The 19,851-nt window shown below is 54.0% G+C and carries 14 protein-coding genes; 6 read left to right on the top strand and 8 right to left on the bottom strand.

Going from position 1 to position 19,851, the window contains the following annotated elements; all coding sequences use genetic code 11:
• The first annotated feature begins 53 nt into the window (after positions 1-53).
• The 3 genes from AAIG26_RS20515 to speD all read left to right on the top strand — a co-directional run bounded on the left by AAIG26_RS20515 (position 54) and on the right by speD (position 2,163).
• On the top strand, positions 54-401 hold the full coding sequence (locus tag AAIG26_RS20515; protein ID WP_020456577.1) for a YacC family pilotin-like protein: 348 nt from the start codon (positions 54-56) through the stop codon (positions 399-401).
• Between the two features lie 86 nt (positions 402-487).
• Entirely contained in the window at positions 488-1,348 is an 861-nt protein-coding gene (speE, locus tag AAIG26_RS20510; RefSeq protein WP_020456576.1) for a polyamine aminopropyltransferase, read from the top strand.
• Between the two features lie 20 nt (positions 1,349-1,368).
• On the top strand, positions 1,369-2,163 hold the full coding sequence (speD, locus tag AAIG26_RS20505; RefSeq protein WP_045511959.1) for an adenosylmethionine decarboxylase: 795 nt from the start codon (positions 1,369-1,371) through the stop codon (positions 2,161-2,163).
• 29 nt (positions 2,164-2,192) lie between these two features.
• On the opposite strand, the gene yacL is transcribed toward speD, so the two are convergent.
• From yacL to pdhR, 8 genes are all read right to left on the bottom strand, one after another.
• A complete protein-coding gene (gene yacL / locus AAIG26_RS20500) occupies positions 2,193-2,555 on the bottom strand; it encodes a protein YacL (protein ID WP_020456574.1) in 363 nt (120 codons plus the stop codon).
• Positions 2,556-2,752: 197 nt separating this feature from the next.
• Entirely contained in the window at positions 2,753-5,350 is a 2,598-nt protein-coding gene (gene acnB / locus AAIG26_RS20495) for a bifunctional aconitate hydratase 2/2-methylisocitrate dehydratase (protein ID WP_343181360.1), read from the bottom strand.
• A gap of 272 nt (positions 5,351-5,622) precedes the next feature.
• A complete protein-coding gene (locus AAIG26_RS20490; protein ID WP_343181359.1) occupies positions 5,623-7,056 on the bottom strand; it encodes a hypothetical protein in 1,434 nt (477 codons plus the stop codon).
• A gap of 187 nt (positions 7,057-7,243) precedes the next feature.
• Positions 7,244-7,975 (bottom strand): complement resistance protein TraT, encoded by a 732-nt coding sequence (gene traT, locus AAIG26_RS20485; RefSeq protein ID WP_020456571.1) that lies wholly within the window; start codon positions 7,973-7,975, stop codon positions 7,244-7,246.
• 291 nt (positions 7,976-8,266) lie between these two features.
• Entirely contained in the window at positions 8,267-9,691 is a 1,425-nt protein-coding gene (lpdA, locus tag AAIG26_RS20480) for a dihydrolipoyl dehydrogenase (RefSeq protein WP_025263731.1), read from the bottom strand.
• Positions 9,692-9,895: 204 nt separating this feature from the next.
• Positions 9,896-11,794 (bottom strand): pyruvate dehydrogenase complex dihydrolipoyllysine-residue acetyltransferase, encoded by a 1,899-nt coding sequence (gene aceF / locus AAIG26_RS20475; RefSeq protein WP_343181358.1) that lies wholly within the window; start codon positions 11,792-11,794, stop codon positions 9,896-9,898.
• Positions 11,795-11,808: 14 nt separating this feature from the next.
• Complete coding sequence (aceE, locus tag AAIG26_RS20470; protein ID WP_020456568.1) at positions 11,809-14,472, bottom strand: pyruvate dehydrogenase (acetyl-transferring), homodimeric type; 2,664 nt, start codon at positions 14,470-14,472, stop codon at positions 11,809-11,811.
• Between the two features lie 179 nt (positions 14,473-14,651).
• Entirely contained in the window at positions 14,652-15,416 is a 765-nt protein-coding gene (gene pdhR / locus AAIG26_RS20465; protein WP_017457950.1) for a pyruvate dehydrogenase complex transcriptional repressor PdhR, read from the bottom strand.
• A gap of 534 nt (positions 15,417-15,950) precedes the next feature.
• Here pdhR and aroP point away from each other — a divergent pair.
• The 3 genes from aroP (at position 15,951) to AAIG26_RS20450 (ending at position 19,849) form a co-directional block, all read left to right on the top strand.
• Complete coding sequence (gene aroP, locus AAIG26_RS20460) at positions 15,951-17,324, top strand: aromatic amino acid transporter AroP (RefSeq protein WP_343181380.1); 1,374 nt, start codon at positions 15,951-15,953, stop codon at positions 17,322-17,324.
• A gap of 171 nt (positions 17,325-17,495) precedes the next feature.
• On the top strand, positions 17,496-18,899 hold the full coding sequence (locus AAIG26_RS20455) for an MFS transporter (protein ID WP_343181357.1): 1,404 nt from the start codon (positions 17,496-17,498) through the stop codon (positions 18,897-18,899).
• Positions 18,899-19,849 carry a family 43 glycosylhydrolase gene (locus AAIG26_RS20450; RefSeq protein ID WP_343181356.1) on the top strand — a complete coding sequence of 317 codons (951 nt, stop codon included), beginning with the start codon at positions 18,899-18,901 and terminating at the stop codon, positions 19,847-19,849. The genes AAIG26_RS20455 and AAIG26_RS20450 overlap by 1 nt, the downstream gene beginning before the upstream one ends.
• The last annotated feature ends 2 nt before the right edge of the window (positions 19,850-19,851 follow it).

Here is a 19,851-nt window from a genome sequence, read left to right as displayed (position 1 = left end):
GCCATATCCGGACTGTGCTAACGTTTAAATTCCGTTACGCCGTGGTAGAAATAATGAAGACGTTTTTCAGAACAATTGTCCTGGGCAGCTTGCTGGCTGTCTCCGCCAACAGTTATGCACTAAGTGAATCCGAAGCTGAAGACATGGCCGATCTCACGGCAGTGTTTGTATTTTTGAAAAACGACTGCGGTTATAACAACTTACCGAATGGGCAGATCCGCCGCGCACTGGTTTTTTTCGCCCAGCAAAACCAGTGGGATCTCAGCAACTATGACACGTGGGACATGAAATCGCTTGGTGAAGAGAGTTACCGCGATCTGAGCGGTATTGGCATTCCGACCGCGAAAAAATGTAAAGCCCTCGCCCGCGACTCCCTGAGCCTGCTTGCCTACGTCAAATAACGGTGAACTTTTGACCGTGCATCGCTAATCAGAGTTAGCTATGATGTTGCGCCCGTTTTTAGCGGGTGTTAACAGAGGAGCTACCGATGGCCGATAACAACGTATGGCAAGAGACGCTGCACGACCATTTTGGTCAATACTTTGCCGTTGATAAGGTGCTGTATCACGAAAAGACCGATCATCAGGATCTGATTATTTTCGAGAACGCCGCTTTTGGCCGCGTTATGGCGCTGGATGGCGTGGTGCAAACCACCGAACGTGACGAATTTATCTATCACGAAATGATGACCCATGTTCCGCTGCTGGCACACGGCCACGCGAAACACGTGCTGATCATTGGCGGCGGCGACGGCGCGATGCTGCGCGAAGTCAGCCGCCATAAAAATATTGAAACCATCACCATGGTAGAAATCGACGCTGGCGTCGTCTCTTTCTGCCGCCAGTATCTGCCAAAGCACAATGCAGGCGCCTATGACGATCCACGTTTTACGCTGGTGATCGACGACGGCGTGAATTTTGTTACTCACACTGACCAGACGTTTGACGTGATTATCTCGGACTGTACCGATCCTATCGGGCCAGGCGAGAGCTTGTTTACCTCTGCGTTTTATGAAGGCTGCAAACGCTGCCTGACCCCTGGCGGGATCTTCGTCGCGCAGAACGGCGTCAGCTTCTTACAGCAAGATGAAGCGGTCGACAGCTACCGCAAGCTCGGCCACTATTTCAGCGATGTCGGCTTCTATCAGGCGGCGGTGCCAACCTATTACGGCGGCATTATGACGTTCGCCTGGGCCACGGATAACGAGGCACTGCGCCATCTCTCGACCGAGATTATTGCCGCTCGTTTCCGCAACGCCAATCTCACCTGCCGCTACTACAACCCGGCGATTCATACGGCAGCCTTTGCCCTGCCGCAATATTTACATGATGCACTGGCTGCACAGTAACACTAAGGGGGTGATAAAAATTGAAAAAGCTTAAACTACATGGCTTTAACAACCTGACCAAAAGCCTGAGTTTTTGTATCTACGACATTTGCTACGCCAAAACCGCAGAAGAGCGTGATGGCTATATTGCCTATATCGATGAACTCTACAACGCCAACCGTTTGACGGAGATCCTCACGGAAACCTGTAACATCATTGGCGCGAATATTTTGAACATTGCCCGCCAGGATTACGAGCCGCAGGGCGCGAGCGTAACCATTCTGGTCAGTGAAGAGCCTGTCGACCCGCAGCTTATCGACAAAACCGAGCACCCGGGCCCGCTGCCGGAAGCCGTCGTCGCGCATCTGGATAAAAGCCATATCTGCGTACACACCTATCCGGAAAGCCATCCGGAAGGCGGTTTGTGCACCTTCCGCGCGGATATTGAAGTCTCAACCTGCGGCGTGATTTCACCGCTGAAAGCGCTGAATTACCTGATCCACCAGCTCGAATCCGATATCGTCACCGTCGACTACCGCGTGCGCGGCTTTACCCGCGATATCAACGGCATGAAACACTTTATCGATCATGAGATTAATTCGATTCAGAACTTTATGTCGGATGATATGAAATCGCTGTATGACATGGTGGACGTCAACGTGTATCAGGAAAATATCTTCCATACCAAGATGTTGCTTAAAGAGTTCGACCTTAAGCACTACATGTTTCATACCAGACCGGAAGATTTGACGCCGCTAGAACGTAAAGAGATCACCGAAGCGCTGTGGAAAGAGATGCGCGAGATCTACTACGGCCGCAATATTCCGGCCGTGTAACGCACCAGGGGCGCAAGGACGCGCCCTGATTAACGCTGCTGGAGGAACTGCCGGTAAGCCGCCACCACCTGAAGAAAATCCTCAACGCCACACAGCGACAGGCTCTCTTCGTCGTAGTAACTCATTCCCTCTTCCATTTCATCGCCGGAAAATTCCAGCTGGTTCGCGCGGATCATCACCTCTTCGCCATCCAGCCACAGCGTGTATTCATGGCCCGCGCGTTGCCAGGTACGCTCGCTGCCTTTCACCGTTTTCGCCGCCTGCTCCACTTCATCGAGCAGCGCCAGGTTCTCTTTCACTTCTTCATTGAACCAGTGCCCCACCACTTCGTGGCCCATCGACATGCGCACCTTTACCACTCCGGTGATATCACGCAAAAATTCGTAATCCATAATCGCTTCCTCATGCAGGCCAGATAGCCGCCTATGCAGTAATTATCGCAGCACAATACAAGAAAAAAAGCGCAGCGGCCGGAAGCGAGGAAAAATAACCGCTCAGGCGTGGAGAAAATAAGCGCGGCAGGCGTTTTAGCGACGGGAATAACAACAGGCGGGCAAAAAAAAGCCACCCCGCAGGGTGGCCTTCGTTATCAGACGGCAGTCTGGAAAATGACGCCGTCCGCTTTTTCGGTGTACTGGTTCAACTGGTCAAAGTTGAGGTAACGGTAAGTATCGACAGCGGTTTTATCCACCTGCGCCATAAAGTTGAGATACTCTTCCGGCGTTGGCAGTTTACCGATCAGCGCCGAAACCGCCGCCAGCTCCGCAGAAGCCAGGTAGACGTTCGCGCCGGTACCTAAACGGTTCGGGAAGTTACGGGTTGAGGTGGACACCACCGTCGCGCCGTCTGCAACACGCGCCTGGTTACCCATGCACAGGGAACAACCCGGGATCTCAATACGCGCCCCGCTCTTACCAAACACACTGTAGTAACCCTCTTCGGTTAACTGCGCGGCGTCCATACGGGTCGGCGGCGCTACCCACAAGCGGGTCGGCAACTGGCCTTTATGGCTATCCAGCAGTTTACCGGCAGCGCGGAAATGACCGATGTTGGTCATGCAGGAACCGATGAACACTTCGTCGATGCTTGCGCCCTGAACGTCAGAGAGCAGACGCGCATCGTCCGGATCGTTCGGTGCACAGAGAATCGGCTCTTTGATTTCCGCCAGATCGATCTCGATCACCGCCGCGTATTCCGCGTCGGCATCCGCTTCCAGCAGTTGCGGATCGGCCAGCCATTTCTCCATGCCCTGGATGCGGCGCTCCAGCGTACGGCGGTCGCCGTAGCCTTCGGCAATCATCCACTTCAGCAGCACGATGTTGGAGTTCAGATACTCAATAATCGGCTCTTTATTCAGCTTAATGGTACAACCAGCAGCGGAACGCTCAGCAGAAGCATCGGTCAGCTCAAACGCCTGCTCGACTTTCAGATCCGGCAGACCTTCGATCTCCAGAATGCGGCCGGAGAAGATGTTTTTCTTACCTTTCTTCTCAACGGTCAGCAGACCCTGTTTGATCGCGTACAGCGGGATCGCATGCACCAGATCGCGCAGTGTAATACCCGGCTGCATTTTGCCTTTAAAGCGCACCAGCACCGATTCCGGCATATCCAGCGGCATCACGCCGGTCGCAGCGGCAAACGCCACCAGACCTGAACCCGCCGGGAAGGAGATACCAATCGGGAAACGGGTATGCGAATCGCCACCGGTACCAACCGTATCCGGCAGCAGCATACGGTTCAGCCACGAGTGGATAACGCCGTCGCCCGGACGCAGCGAAACACCGCCACGGTTCATAATGAAGTCCGGCAGCGTGTGGTGTGTGGTCACGTCAACCGGCTTCGGATACGCCGCCGTGTGACAGAAGGACTGCATCACCAAATCGGACGAGAAGCCCAGGCACGCCAGGTCTTTCAGCTCATCACGCGTCATCGGCCCGGTGGTGTCCTGAGAACCCACAGAGGTCATTTTCGGTTCGCAGTAAGCGCCAGGGCGGACACCGGCCACACCGCAGGCACGGCCAACCATTTTTTGCGCCAGCGAATAACCACGGTTGCTTTCCGCCACGTCTTTCGCCTGACGGAAAACGTCGCTGTGCGGCAGGCCCAGCGCTTCACGCGCTTTGGTGGTCAAGCCACGACCGATAATCAGCGGAATACGGCCACCGGCGCGCACTTCGTCAATCAGCACTTCGGTTTTCAGCTCAAAGCTCGCCAGCAGTTCGCCGGTTTCGTGATTACGGACTTCGCCTTTGAACGGGTAAACGTCAATGACGTCGCCCATGTTCAGGCTGTTAACATCCACTTCGATCGGCAGCGCGCCGGCATCTTCCATGGTGTTAAAGAAAATTGGCGCGATTTTGCCGCCGAGCACCAGGCCGCCGCCGCGTTTGTTCGGCACAAACGGAATGTCGTCGCCCATAAACCACAGCACCGAGTTGGTGGCGGATTTACGCGAAGAACCGGTGCCCACAACGTCGCCCACATAGGCCAGTGGGAAGCCCTTTTTCGCCAATGCTTCAATTTGCTTGATCGGGCCAACGCTACCCGGCTGATCCGGCTCAATGCCTTCACGGGCGTTTTTCAGCATCGCCAGCGCGTGCAGCGGGATATCCGGGCGCGACCAGGCATCCGGTGCCGGGGAGAGATCATCGGTGTTGGTTTCGCCCGTGACTTTGAACACGGTAACGGTGATTTTCTCGGCCAGCGCCGGGCGGCTCAGGAACCATTCGGCATCGGCCCAGGACTGCATCACCTGTTTGGCGTACGCGTTGCCCGCTTTCGCTTTCTCTTCCACATCGTAGAAGTTATCGAACATCAGCAGCGTGTGGGACAGGGCTTTGGCGGCGATCGGCGCGAGCTTTTCGTTGTCCAGCGCGTCAATCAGCGGATGAATGTTATAGCCGCCCTGCATGGTGCCCAGCAGTTCGATCGCTTTTTCAGGGGTAACCAGTGGGGAGGTGGCATCGCCTTTGGCGATAGCGGCAAGGAAACCCGCTTTTACATAGGCAGCTTCATCAACGCCTGGTGGGACACGGTTAGCCAGCAGGTCAATCAGAAATTCTTCTTCGCCAGCAGGCGGGTTCTTCAGCAGCTCGACAAGCCCTGCCATTTGGGTTGCATCTAATGGTTTTGGCGCAATCCCCTCAGCGGCACGTTCAGCTACGTGCTTACGGTATTCTTCTAGCACGACGGTTCTCCTCGCTCTCATTGTCATAATGCGGCAGGCGTTTCTCTTCACGCTCCTGTGAGACAGCAGTTTGTAGGGTAAATCCGCGAACCGCGTCGGGCAGCATAGCAGGATTTTCAGGGGGTGTTAATCTGTTTACAAAAAAGCAACATTAAATACTTGCTGAATCGTTAAGGACGGAATAAAGCAGGCGGGAGAAGGTTTTAACGACAGAGAATCCTCGCCCACCGGAATGAAAAACGGCCCCGCAGGGCCGTTTGGTTACATAGCTGTTACGCCGAACCTAACAACGAACGCACATTACTGTTGGCATACTTTTCCGGGGTGACGGTTTGATCCACCAGCTTACCCAGTACGTATTTTTGCACCGTTGAGCGGTTGTTCACCTGCTCGTTATGACCGACGCTTGCCAGTTGCCCGCGACCGTTATAGTTGAGCGTGGTGGTGTTCTCTTCATCGTTTTCAACCAGATGGTAGAAGTAGTTTTGCGACGACTTCATTTTGTTCAGCGCCAGCGGAATCGACGGGTCGATAGCCTCATGCCAGGCGGCGCTCAGATGGCTGCGTGCCGTCTGCTTCACGGTTTTTGAGCCGTCATCACGTGTCTGCTCTTCAGAAGATTGCGAGGCGGTATAAGCGAAGCGATCTTTCTCTTCGTCATGCAACGGGTTAGGTGATTTCTCGGTTTGCACGAGCGACAGCGAAAAATCATTCAGCCCGCTTAATTGCGAAACGCCACTCGTATCAAGAGTGAGGTTTTGCCCTGGGGTGACTTTGGCGCTTTCCGCATCGCGAGTGGTGTTCAGCGCGCGGAATACAGATTTCATCGCTTCCATCTGGCCACGATCGCCATTTCCGGCAATACGCGCTTTATCGAATTTATCGTCATACGCCTTCAGCGCCAGCTGCTGTTGGCCGTAGCTGCCGGCGAGCGCAGGTTTGGACATATCGCTGCTCATCTTCAGCGAATAGTCGCCATCCTGGTAGGCAACGGAGCGCGCTTTGTCATCGGCATGGAAATTAAGCGACTGCAGCGAATCATCGCCATTGCGTATATCGGTTTTCAGATCGACGGATTTCAAGCGGTTGCTATCAAAGTTGGTTAAACCGGAGATATCCAGTTTCGGCGGTTGCTGCCCCAGTCCGCTGAGCGCTTTGCTTAACGCACTGCCGAGGTTCGCCACTGCCGCCGCATCATCATCATTTAGCGCCTCGCCCTCCGTTTTCACCTCAACCGCGATGCCGTTGTCCTGCTGGGTCATCGTCAGGTGAACAGTCGAGCCGGATTTGGTGGCGATACTGAGCGTCACCGCTGATTTGTTCGCACCGGCGCTGGCCCCCATATCTGTGCTCACCCCGGTCAGTGCCTGGGTGAAATCGCCACGGTTCTCCTTCAGATTGCCAAGCAGCGCGCTGCCAAGGCCTGCCATCGAGGAAACCGAAGCACTGCCCAGTGCCGATTGCATCAGCCCCTCAATAATGGGGTTGGACTGCTGTGCAACACCAGTGCTCATTTTTTTCGGTGACAGGCTATAAACCGCCGAAATCTCTGAAGTCTGGCTACCGAACATCACTTTCGCCGAGGTGTTATTGTTAGCGACGGCGTTATTACTGCTGGCGGCACGTGCAGCAGCCCCAACCTGTGTTGTCGCGTTCACGCGCGTAACAGAAGGCAGCTGTAAGGCAAAACTAAGTCCGCGGATCATGACGATGAAACTCCCTCTCTCACCGATAGTGGTAGTCATCTACCATCGGCAGTTTTTGCACAATCTTTATACTTTGCGGATGAAAACCCTGAATTCATCACGAAACACAATAAAAAAAGCGAGCCAGTTCCCTGACTCGCCTATTTCAGGCTACCCATGCATTCATCATGTGGAATGCAAAGGCGGCTTACATAATGTTAGCGACAGATTTCGCCAGCTGCGCTTCGAGAACCGGTTTGGCTTCTTCGAATTTCAGGTTCACTTTGTTCGCGTTAGACACAACACGCGTCTGGTATTTCGCGCGGTTACCTTCTTCGGTGCTGGTTTGCAGCTTGATACCGGAAGTACCCTGACGCAGCGCGGCCACGTTGTCGGTGGTCACTTTCGCTTTGCTGCGCTCAGAGATTTGCAAATCGGTAACCATGGTGAAGTTAACGTCTTCGACCATGGCATCGGCTGCCAGCCCAACCAGGCCCGCCGCCAGACCTACACCCAGCGCCGCGCCGGAGGAGTTGCTATTGTACGCAGTAATACCCGCGCCAAGCGCCGCACCCATCGCCGCACCTTCGTAACCACTTTTCAGGTATCCCTGTGTTTCGCGCAGATCCATTTTGTCGGCTTTCAGCACGTTGGCCTGGATCCAGTAGTAAGCGGTATCCGGGGAAGAGGTCACTTTGTAGCCTTTGTCGGTCAGCTCTTTTGACAGCAGCGTCTGCAGGTTGCTCATGTCTTTATCAGAGGTGTTTTTAACCTGGATATACACGGTTTTCTCAGAGGAGGGCTCCAGCCAGATGGTCTGGCTCATCTGGGTTTTCACGTCCAGATTACGTTTTTTCACCGCCGTGGTCATCGCACCACAACCCGACAGCACGAACGCAGCCAACACCACACCGACAACAGCAACTTTTTTATAAGACATAACGATTCCTTTTTTCATTCCAAACCAGGGATAAAAACTACAAATGCGGCAAACGCCGGACGGGAGCAATGAAACGAGGAAAAGTCACACAGTCCATGTCATGACGGAGCCAGAGGTGCGGGCTTGCAGCCTGCGTTATATAAAAATTCTTGGCTGAGTTATCGGCATTTTACGGAATAATCTGAGTGAAAAATGCCTACTAAAACTTGTAGTTAGGTGAAAAAGGAATAAAGGAGGGAAAAAGGCAAAAAAAAGCAGCCCGCAGGCTGCCTTATCTTAAACTGGCGAAACTTACTTTTTCTTCGCTTTCGGGTTCGGCAGGTCGGTAATGCTACCTTCGAACACTTCAGCCGCCAGACCGACGGATTCATGCAGCGTCGGGTGCGCGTGAATGGTCAGCGCAATGTCTTCCGCATCACAGCCCATTTCGATAGCCAGACCGATTTCACCCAGCAGCTCGCCGCCGTTGGTGCCGACAATCGCGCCACCGATAACACGGTGCGTCTCTTTGTCGAAAATCAGTTTGGTCATACCGTCAGCGCAGTCAGAAGCGATAGCACGGCCGGAAGCAGCCCACGGGAAGGTGGCGGTTTCGTAGCTGATGCCTTTCTCTTTCGCTTCTTTCTCGGTCAGACCCACCCATGCAACTTCCGGCTCGGTGTAGGCGATAGACGGGATAACTTTCGGATCGAAGTAATGTTTCTTACCGGCGATAACTTCAGCGGCCACGTGGCCTTCATGCACGCCTTTGTGCGCCAGCATCGGCTGACCGACGATATCGCCGATAGCGAAGATGTGCGGCACGTTGGTGCGCAGCTGTTTATCAACACGGATAAAGCCGCGGTCGTCCACTTCCACGCCTGCTTTGCCAGCGTCGAGGTTTTTACCGTTCGGCACACGGCCGATAGCCACCAGCACGGCGTCGTAACGCTGCGCTTCAGCAGGGGCTTTTTTGCCTTCCATGGAAACGTAAATGCCGTCTTCTTTCGCTTCAACGGCGGTCACTTTGGTTTCCAGCATCAGGTTGAATTTCTTACCGATGCGTTTGGTGAAGACTTTAACGATGTCTTTGTCTGCGGCCGGGATAACCTGGTCGAACATTTCAACCACGTCAATCTCTGAACCCAGCGCATGGTACACAGTACCCATTTCCAGACCGATGATACCGCCACCCATAACCAGCAGGCGTTTCGGTACGGATTTCAGTTCCAAGGCGTCGGTAGAATCCCATACGCGCGGATCTTCATGCGGAATGAACGGCAACTGGATCGGACGGGAACCCGCCGCGATGATAGCGTTGTCGAAGTTGATCACGGTTTTGCCGTTTTCGCCTTCCACTTCCAAGGTGTTCGCCCCGGTGAATTTACCCAGACCGTTAACCACTTTCACTTTACGGCCTTTGGCCATACCCGCCAGACCGCCGGTCAGCTGAGTGATAACTTTCTCTTTCCAGGTACGAATCTTGTCGATATCGGTTTTCGGCTCGCCGAAGACGATACCGTGTTCAGCCAGCGCTTTGGCTTCTTCGATAACTTTTGCAACGTGCAGCAGCGCTTTAGAAGGGATACAACCCACGTTCAGACAAACACCGCCGAGAGTGTTGTAACGTTCAACGATGACGGTTTCCAGACCTAAATCAGCGCAACGGAAGGCAGCAGAGTAACCTGCCGGGCCTGCCCCAAGTACCACGACCTGAGTTTTGATTTCAGTACTCATCATGACCTCTTATTGATTTCCGGCGGTCAGGGGTACTTCATGTCGCCCTTCATCCACCGGGACGTTCTATCCGCCCGCAGTTTACAAAATTGTTAACAATTTTGAAACAACAAACGGCAAACGATTTGTCCTTTTGCCCCTGATAACCCCAACAGCCCTATGAGATTACCAGAAAAAAGCCGGCCGTCAGGCCGGCTTCTTCGATTACATCACCAGACGGCGAATGTCAGACAGCATGTTGTTGATGATGGTGATAAAACGCGCACCATCAGCACCGTCAATCACACGGTGGTCGAAGGAGAGCGAAATCGGCATCATCAAACGCGGTACGAACTCTTTACCGTTCCAGACCGGCTCCATTGCAGATTTGGAGACGCCTAGGATAGCGACTTCCGGCGCGTTCACAATCGGCGCGAAGTGGGTAGTTCCCAGGCCGCCGATGCTGGAGATGGTGAAGCAACCGCCCTGCATTTCGCCTGCGGTCAGCTTACCGTCACGCGCTTTCTTGGAAATCACCGTCAGTTCGCGGGACAGCTCGGTAACGCTCTTCTTGTTCACGTCTTTAAAGACCGGAACAACCAGACCATTCGGGGTATCCACCGCAACACCGATGTTGATGTATTTCTTCAGTGTCAGGCGCTGACCGTCTTCAGACAGCGAGCTGTTGAAGCGTGGCATTTGTTCAAGCGCGGCAGCGACGGCTTTCATGATGAAGACAACCGGGGTGAATTTCACATCCAGTTTGCGCTTCTCAGCTTCGGCGTTCTGCTGTTTACGGAACGCTTCCAGATCGGTGATATCGGTTTTGTCGAAGTGCGTAACGTGCGGGATCATCACCCAGTTACGGCTCAGGTTCGCACCAGAGATTTTCTGGATACGGCCCAGTTCCACTTCTTCGATTTCGCCGAACTTGCTGAAGTCCACTTTCGGCCACGGCAGCAGACCCGGCAGAGAACCGCCAGTCGCGCCAGCGGCAGGTGCGGATTCAGCGCGTTTCACTGCGTCTTTCACGTAAGCCTGAACGTCTTCGCGCAGGATACGGCCTTTACGACCGGTGCCTTTCACTTTCGCCAGGTTAACGCCGAATTCGCGCGCCAGGCGGCGGATCAGCGGAGTAGCGTGGACGTAAGCGTCGTTTTCTGCGAAGTCAGATTTACCTTCTGCTTTCGCAGCCGGTGCCGCAGCAGGTTTAGCAGCCTGCGCCGGGGCAGCAGCAGATGCCGGAGCGGCAGCGGCAGCCGGAGCCGCGGCAGGCGCAGCGCCTTCCACTTCGAATACCATGATCAGCGAGCCTGTGGAGACTTTGTCGCCCACGTTCACTTTCAGCTCTTTAACAACACCGGCGAACGGTGCCGGGACTTCCATAGAGGCTTTGTCGCCTTCTACGGTGATCAGAGACTGTTCAGCGGAGACTTTGTCACCCACTTTCACCAGCACTTCGGTCACTTCAACTTCGTCACCGCCGATGTCAGGTACGTTGACTTCTTTCGCGCCAGCCGCAGCTGCCGGTGCGCTCGCCGCAGCCGGAGCGGCTGCCTGAGCCGCAGCAGGTGCAGCACCCGCCACTTCGAAGATCATGATCAGCGAGCCGGTAGAGACTTTGTCGCCGGTGTTGATTTTGATCTCTTTCACGGTGCCTGCGAACGGCGCCGGAACTTCCATAGAGGCTTTGTCGCCCTCTACGGTGATCAGAGACTGTTCTGCCGCAACGGTGTCGCCCACTTTCACCAGAATTTCGGTGACTTCAACTTCGTCACCGCCGATGTCAGGGACGTTCACTTCTTTCGCTGCCGCGGTTGCTGGCGCAGCAGCGGCCGGAGCGGCTTCTTTCTTCTCTTCTGCCGGAGCAGGTGCAGCGGCTGCTGCACCATCGGCGGAATCGAAAATCATGATCAGTTTGCCCGTCTCGGTTTTGTCGCCAACAGAGACTTTGATCTCTTTAACAACGCCAGCCTGCGGAGACGGAACTTCCATAGAGGCTTTGTCGCCTTCTACAGTGATCAGCGACTGTTCAGCGGAAACGGTGTCGCCCACTTTGACCAGAATCTCGGTGATTTCAACTTCATCAGACCCGATGTCCGGTACTTTGATTTCGATAGCCATTATCTCTTTACCTCTTACGCCAGACGCGGGTTAACTTTTTCTGCATCGATGTTGAATTTGGTGATTGCTTCCGCCACCACTTTCTTGTCGATTTCGCCACGTTTAGCCAGTTCGCCCAGTGCTGCAACCACCACGTAAGAAGCATCAACTTCGAAGTGGTGACGCAGGTTTTCACGGCTGTCGGAGCGACCGAAGCCATCAGTACCCAGTACGCGGTAGTCATCAGCCGGTACGTAAGTACGAACCTGCTCGGCGAACAGTTTCATATAGTCAGTTGATGCCACAGCCGGTGCGTCGTTCATCACCTGAGCGATGTACGGAACGCGCGGCGTTTCCAGCGGGTGCAGCATGTTCCAGCGCTCACAATCCTGGCCATCACGCGCCAGTTCAGTGAAGGAGGTGACGCTGTACACGTCAGAGCCCACGCCGTAGTCGTTCGCCAGGATCTGCGCTGCTTCACGCACGTGACGCAGGATAGAACCGGAGCCCAGCAGCTGAACTTTACCTTTGCTACCGGCAACGGTTTCGAGTTTGTAGATACCTTTGCGGATACCTTCCTCGGCACCTTCCGGCATCGCCGGCATGTGGTAGTTTTCGTTCAGCGTGGTGATGTAGTAGTAAATGTTCTCTTGCGCTTCACCGTACATACGTTGCAGACCGTCATGCATGATGACTGCCACTTCGTACGCGTAAGACGGGTCGTAAGAGATACAGTTCGGGATAGTCAGCGACTGAATATGGCTGTGACCATCTTCGTGCTGCAGACCTTCGCCGTTCAGGGTCGTACGACCCGAAGTACCACCGATCAGGAAGCCGCGAGCCTGCTGGTCGCCAGCCTGCCAGCACAGGTCACCGATACGCTGGAACCCGAACATGGAGTAGTAGATGTAGAACGGGATCATCGGCAGGTTGTTGGTGCTGTAAGAAGTCGCAGCCGCCAGCCAGGATGCGCCAGCACCCAGTTCGTTGATGCCTTCCTGCAGGATCTGACCTTTCTCGTCTTCTTTGTAGTAAGCAACCTGCTCACGGTCCTGCGGGGTGTACTGCTGGCCGTTCGGGCTGTAAATACCAATCTGACGGAACAGACCTTCCATACCGAAGGTGCGCGCTTCGTCGGCGATGATCGGCACCAGGCGATCTTTGATCGACTTGTTCTTCAGCATCACGTTCAGGGCACGCACGAAAGCGATGGTGGTGGAGATCTCTTTATTCTGCTCTTCCAGCAGCTGGGAGAAGTCTTCCAGCGCAGGCAGATCCAGTTTTTCGGTGAAGTTCGGCTGACGAGACGGCAGGTAGCCTTTCAGCGCCTGACGACGTTCGTGCAGGTATTTGTGCTCTTCAGAACCTTCCGGGAAGGTGATGTAAGAGAGGTTTTCAACCTGCTCATCGGTAACCGGAACATTGAAACGATCGCGGATATAACGCACGCCGTCCATGTTCATTTTCTTAACCTGGTGAGCGATGTTTTTACCTTCTGCGGTATCGCCCATGCCGTAACCTTTGATGGTGTGGGCCAGGATAACAGTCGCTTTACCTTTGGTTTCACGCGCTTTTTTCAGTGCCGCGTAAACTTTCTTCGGATCGTGGCCGCCACGGTTCAGGGCCCAGATCTGCTCATCAGTCCAGTCTGCAACCAGCGCTGCGGTTTCCGGGTATTTACCGAAGAAGTGCTCACGCACATACGCGCCATCTTTGGATTTGAAGGTCTGGTAATCGCCGTCGACGGTTTCGTTCATCAGCTGGATCAGTTTACCGCTGGTATCTTTACGCAGCAGCTCATCCCAACGACCGCCCCACATCACCTTGATAACGTTCCAGCCAGCACCTGCGAAGATACCTTCCAGTTCGTTGATGATTTTGCCGTTACCGGTTACCGGGCCATCCAGACGCTGCAGGTTACAGTTGATGATGAAGCACAGGTTGTCCAGTTTTTCACGGGTGGCGATGGTGATAGCGCCTTTGGATTCCGGCTCATCCATCTCACCGTCGCCGAGGAAGGCGTAAACGGTTTGCTCAGAGGTATCTTTCAGACCACGGTGTTCCAGATATTTCAGGAACTTCGCCTGATAGATCGCACCAATCGGGCCCAGGCCCATGGATACGGTCGGGAACTGCCAGAATTCCGGCATCAGTTTCGGGTGCGGGTAAGAGGAGAGGCCTTTACCGTGAACTTCCTGACGGAAGTTGTTCATCTGCTCTTCAGTCAGACGACCTTCCAGGAATGCACGTGCGTAGATGCCCGGAGAGATGTGGCCCTGGAAGTACACCAGGTCGCCGCCGTCTTTCTCGTTACGCGCGCGGAAGAAGTGGTTGAAGCAAACTTCATAAACGGTCGCGGAAGACTGGAAGGACGCCATGTGGCCGCCCAGCTCAAGGTCTTTTTTGGACGCGCGCAGAACCGTCATGATGGCGTTCCAGCGGATAGCTGAACGAATGCGGCGTTCCAGTTCCAGATTGCCCGGGTATTCCGGTTCATCTTCAACGGCAATAGTGTTTACATAGTTGCTCGCCCCTGTGCCAGCTGCCACTTTCACACCGCCTTTGCGGGCTTCAGAAAGGAGCTGGTCAATCAGATACTGAGCACGCTCAACACCTTCTTCACGGATGACCGATTCGATCGCCTGTTGCCAGTCGCGAGTTTCGATCGGATCCACGTCATTTTGGAAACGTTCTGACATGGGGGGTATTCCTTATCTATCTAATACGTTGATTTGTCTGGAACCTGTCCCATTGCATTCTCATGCCTTTTCGTTCAAACCACAAAAGTGCAATAAGACAGGTTCTGCGTTTAGTTGCCGCGCTCTAAAGTTTGGCGCTGGTGTTACAACTCTTCCGGTACAACCTGCACCAGAAAATCTTAATTCTTTCTCTGCTCTAACCGGCGAAGCGAGCGTTCACGACGGCTCTGCTCACGGCTACGATCCAGCAAAATCTCTTCAATAAACGCCAGGTGGCGGTGCGACGCTTCACGCGCCTCTTCCGGCTTTCCGGCCATGATCGCCGCGAAAATACTCGAGCGATGGTTGCTGACAAGCGGCAGCATTTCGCGGCGCGCGTACAGCAATTCAAAGTTCTGACGAACGTTTTGCGCCAACATGGGCTCCATGCAGCGTAGCAGATGAAGCAGCACAACATTATGTGCCGCCTCGGTTACGGCTATTTGATACTGCACAACGGCACTGGATTCCGCGTCCAAATCCCCGGACTGCTGCGCCCGCTCAATGGCCTGGTGCAGCTCGCTGATCCGCGCTTTGTCTTCATCGGTGCTGCGCAACGCCGCGTAATATGCAGCAATGCCTTCCAGCGCGTGGCGGGTTTCAAGCAGGTCAAACTGGGATTCGGGATGATCGGCCAGAAGCTCAACCAGCGGATCGCTGAAGCTTTGCCACAGACTGCTTTGGACAAAAGTACCGCCACCCTGGCGACGAAGGAGCAGGCCTTTCGCTTCGAGGCGCTGAATGGCCTCGCGCAGTGAAGGACGAGAAACATCGAACTGTTTGGCCAGTTCGCGCTCTGGAGGCAGTTTCTCGCCGGGACGCAACGTACCTTCGAGAATCAAAAACTCCAGTTGCTGCTCAATCACATCGGAAAGTTTTGGTTGGCGGATTTTGCTGTAGGCCATTGTTCCCTGTCTCTACCACTCGCCCGGAGTAAATTGGTCTTACCAATTTCATGTTCTTGACGCTAAAGTAACAAAGTATTCACCTTCTGTCCATACAGGTTTTGATTGAAATCAGGAAACCACGCACATTTTAACAATGTTACAGAAATAGCGTTTCAAAGATGTAACCTTGCACAAATGCCTCGTTTACCACGAAAGAGGCAGTTTTAACTTTCCTGAAACGCCAATTAAGGCATATGAACCGATTCAGTTCGCCAATATATGAATAAATATTCTTTTAATGCGCATAAAACAAAGAAATAAGGCCATTGAGGGAGTAGATGGGGTACGCAGAAACGGTTTCTTTTTTATCCGCTCGTCATCAGAGTTTCATAAAGCAGATGCATTCCCGCGCACTTATCACTATTCTGAGCCCTATGAAAGGGATTGACGAAAAAACACGTCGACATTTCGTAAACAAAAAAATACAAAAAACGGAATTTATTTATTACACGCAAACCGCAGCGTACAAATAACAACCACACACGAGGTTTCATAATGGAAGGTCAACAGCACGGCGATCAGCTAAAGCGCGGCCTTAAGAACCGCCACATTCAGCTTATCGCGCTGGGTGGCGCTATTGGGACTGGCCTGTTTCTGGGCAGCGCATCCGTCATTCAATCTGCCGGTCCGGGGATAATCCTGGGTTATGCCATTGCCGGTTTTATCGCGTTTCTCATCATGCGCCAGCTTGGCGAAATGGTGGTTGAAGAGCCGGTAGCAGGCTCATTCAGCCACTTCGCTTACAAATATTGGGGCAACTTTGCAGGCTTTGCTTCCGGCTGGAACTACTGGGTGCTGTACGTGCTGGTGGCGATGGCGGAGCTTACTGCCGTCGGGAAATATGTGCAGTTCTGGTGGCCAGAAATTCCAACATGGGTTTCCGCCGCCGTATTCTTTGTCATTATCAACGCCATCAACCTGACCAACGTGAAAGTGTTTGGTGAGATGGAGTTCTGGTTCGCCATTATTAAGGTTTTCGCGGTTGTCGCGATGATCGTATTTGGCGGCTGGTTGCTGTTTAGCGGCAGCGCTGGCCCCCAAGCCACCGTGCGTAACCTGTGGGAACAGGGCGGTTTCCTGCCGCACGGCATCGGTGGGCTGGTGATGATGATGGCGATCATCATGTTCTCCTTCGGTGGTCTGGAACTGGTGGGGATCACCGCCGCAGAAGCCGATAACCCGGAACAAAGCATTCCGAAAGCCACCAACCAGGTTATCTACCGCATTCTGATTTTCTATGTGGGTTCGCTGGCTGTGCTGCTCTCCCTGCTGCCGTGGACGCGTGTTACGGCTGACACCAGCCCGTTTGTGCTGATCTTCCATGAACTGGGTGACTCGTTTGTGGCCAACGCGTTGAACATTGTGGTGCTGACTGCCGCGCTCTCTGTTTATAACAGCTGCGTGTACTGCAACAGCCGTATGCTGTTCGGTCTGGCGAAACAGGGCAACGCGCCGAAAATACTGCAACACGTGGATAAACGCGGCGTGCCGGTGAACACCATCATCACCTCTGCGCTGTTTACCGCGCTGTGTGTGCTGATCAACTACTTCGCCCCGGAATCCGCGTTTGGTCTGCTGATGGCGCTGGTGGTTTCCGCTCTGGTGATCAACTGGGCAATGATTAGCCTGGCGCACATGCGTTTTCGCCGCGCCAAGCAGCAGCAAAGGGTTACGCCGCGTTTCCCGGCGCTGTTCTACCCGCTGGGGAACTGGATCTGCCTGATCTTTATGGCAGCGGTACTGGTGATCATGCTGATGACAGACGGCATGGCGATCTCCGTCTATCTGATCCCGGTGTGGATTGCCATCCTCGGCGTCGGCTACCTGCTGAAGCAGAAAAACGCCAATGCCGTGAAAGCGCATTAATCCTTACCCACTCCCCCCTCTCCCGCCCGGGAGAGGGGGTTATCACTGTGTTACCTTCCTCACACTTTCCTTCCCATAGCCATTTTGTCCATCTCTGCGGCCTGATCCTGCTACGCAAACAAAAATTTACAGACAAATACTTCATGCCATATCTCAAAGGGAGAACCGGCAATGGACAACAAACTGTCTGTTAAAGAAAAGATTGGCTATGGCATGGGCGACGCCGGATGCAACATTATCTTTGGCGCTATCATGCTGTTTGTTAACTATTTCTATACTGATATCTTCGGCCTCGCACCTGCGCTGGTTGGGGTATTACTGCTGTCGATTCGCGTGATTGATGCGGTGACTGACCCGCTAATGGGGGCGCTCGCTGACCGGACACAAAGTAAATATGGCCGTTTTCGCCCGTGGCTATTGTGGATAGCCGTACCTTACGCCGTCTTCAGCGTGCTGATGTTCACCACGCCGGAATGGTCTTATAACAGCAAAGTTATCTATGCCTTTGTCACCTATTTCCTGTTGTCGCTGACCTATACCGCAATCAATATCCCCTACTGCTCGCTGGGCGGTGTTATCACTAACGACCCGAAAGAGCGTGTTGCCTGCCAGTCGTATCGCTTTGTGATGGTCGGCATTGCCACCCTGCTGTTGTCGCTCACGCTGCTGCCGATGGCCGAGTGGTTCGGCGGTGCGGATAAAGCCAAAGGCTACCAGATGGCGATGACGGTGCTGGCGTTTATCGGCATGTGTATGTTCCTGTTCTGCTTTGCCACCGTGCGCGAACGTATCCGCCCGGCGGTGCCAACCAATGATGATCTGAAAAAAGATTTCAAAGACGTGTGGAAAAACGATCAGTGGGTGCGCATCCTCCTGCTGACGCTCTGCAATGTTTGCCCTGGTTTTATCCGCATGGCGGCCACCATGTATTACGTCACCTGGGTGATGGGGGAAAGCACCCATTTCGCGACGATGTTTATTAGCCTTGGCGTGGTCGGCATGATGCTCGGCAGTATGCTGGCAAAAGTGCTGACCGACCGCTGGTGTAAACTGAAAGTCTTCTTCTGGACCAATATCGTGCTGGCGTTCTTCTCCTGCGCCTTTTACTTCTTTGACCCGCACGCCACGGTGCTGATTGTGGTGCTCTACTTCCTGCTGAACATTCTGCATCAGATCCCTTCCCCGCTGCACTGGTCGCTGATGGCGGATGTCGATGATTACGGCGAGTGGAAAACCGGCAAACGCATTACCGGTATGAGCTTCTCCGGCAACCTGTTCTTCCTGAAAGTGGGGCTGGCAGTTGCCGGGGCGATGGTCGGTTTCCTGCTCTCCTGGTATGGCTATGACGCAGGCGCCAAACAGCAAAGCGCCAGCGCCATTAACGGCATCATGCTGCTGTTTACCATTATTCCGGGCGTCGGCTACCTGATCACCGCAGGCGTGGTGCGCTTGCTGAAAGTCGACCGTGAACTGATGAAACAGATCCAGGCGGATCTGGAAAAACGCCGCGTCAACTACCATGAACTGACCGAAAATCAGCATTTACCGGCGGGCGATAACGTAAGGAATGCATAATGAAAAACTGGCCGAACCCGTTTATTGAACAGCGCGCTGACCCGTTTATCCTGCGCCATCAAGGCGAGTACTATTTCGTTGCCTCGGTGCCGGAATATGACCGGCTGGAGATCCGCCGCGCCAGTACGCTGGAAGGCCTGCGGGATGCCGAGGGCGTGGTAGTCTGGCGCAAACCGCAAAGCGGCCCAATGAGCGAGCTTATCTGGGCACCGGAGCTGCATCACATTGATAGCAAATGGTATCTCTACTTTGCCGCGACCTGGACCAAAGCGCTGGATGCGCTGAATATGTTCCAGCACCGCATGTTCGTACTGGAGTGCGCGGATGCCGATCCGCTCAGTGGTCGCTGGGTCGAAAAAGGCCAGGTAAAAACGCCTTTCGATACCTTTGCGCTCGATGCCACGACCTTTGAGCATCAGGGGAAACGCTGGTATTTATGGGCGCAAAAAGCGCCGCATATTGCCGGGAACTCCAACCTCTACCTGGCGGAAATGGAAAACCCGTGGACGCTGAAAGGCGAACCGGTAATGTTAAGCAAACCGGAATTTGACTGGGAGTGTCGTGGTTTTCTGGTCAATGAAGGCCCGGCGGTATTGTTCCACGGCGATAAACTCTTTGTGAGTTATTCCGCCAGCGCTACTGACGAAAATTACTGTATGGGCTTGTTGTGGATCGATATCACCGCCAACCCGCAGGATCCCAAAAACTGGCATAAATCGCCGCAGCCGGTGTTTAAAACCAGTTATGAAAACCGCCAGTACGGCCCGGGGCACAACAGTTTTACGCAAACGCCGGAAGGGGAAGATGTGCTGGTCTATCACGCACGGAATTACACCGAAATTGAAGGCGATCCGCTTTACGATCCCAATCGCCATACCCGCCTGAAAACAATTCGCTGGCAAGAAAACGGGATGCCCGATTTCGGCATCCCGGCAGCGGATAATCAGTGATA

The organism is Kosakonia sp. PSU_27 (assembly GCF_039409795.1).
GTDB lineage: Bacteria > Pseudomonadota > Gammaproteobacteria > Enterobacterales > Enterobacteriaceae > Kosakonia.
This window is presented reverse-complemented; position numbering and strand designations above follow the sequence as displayed.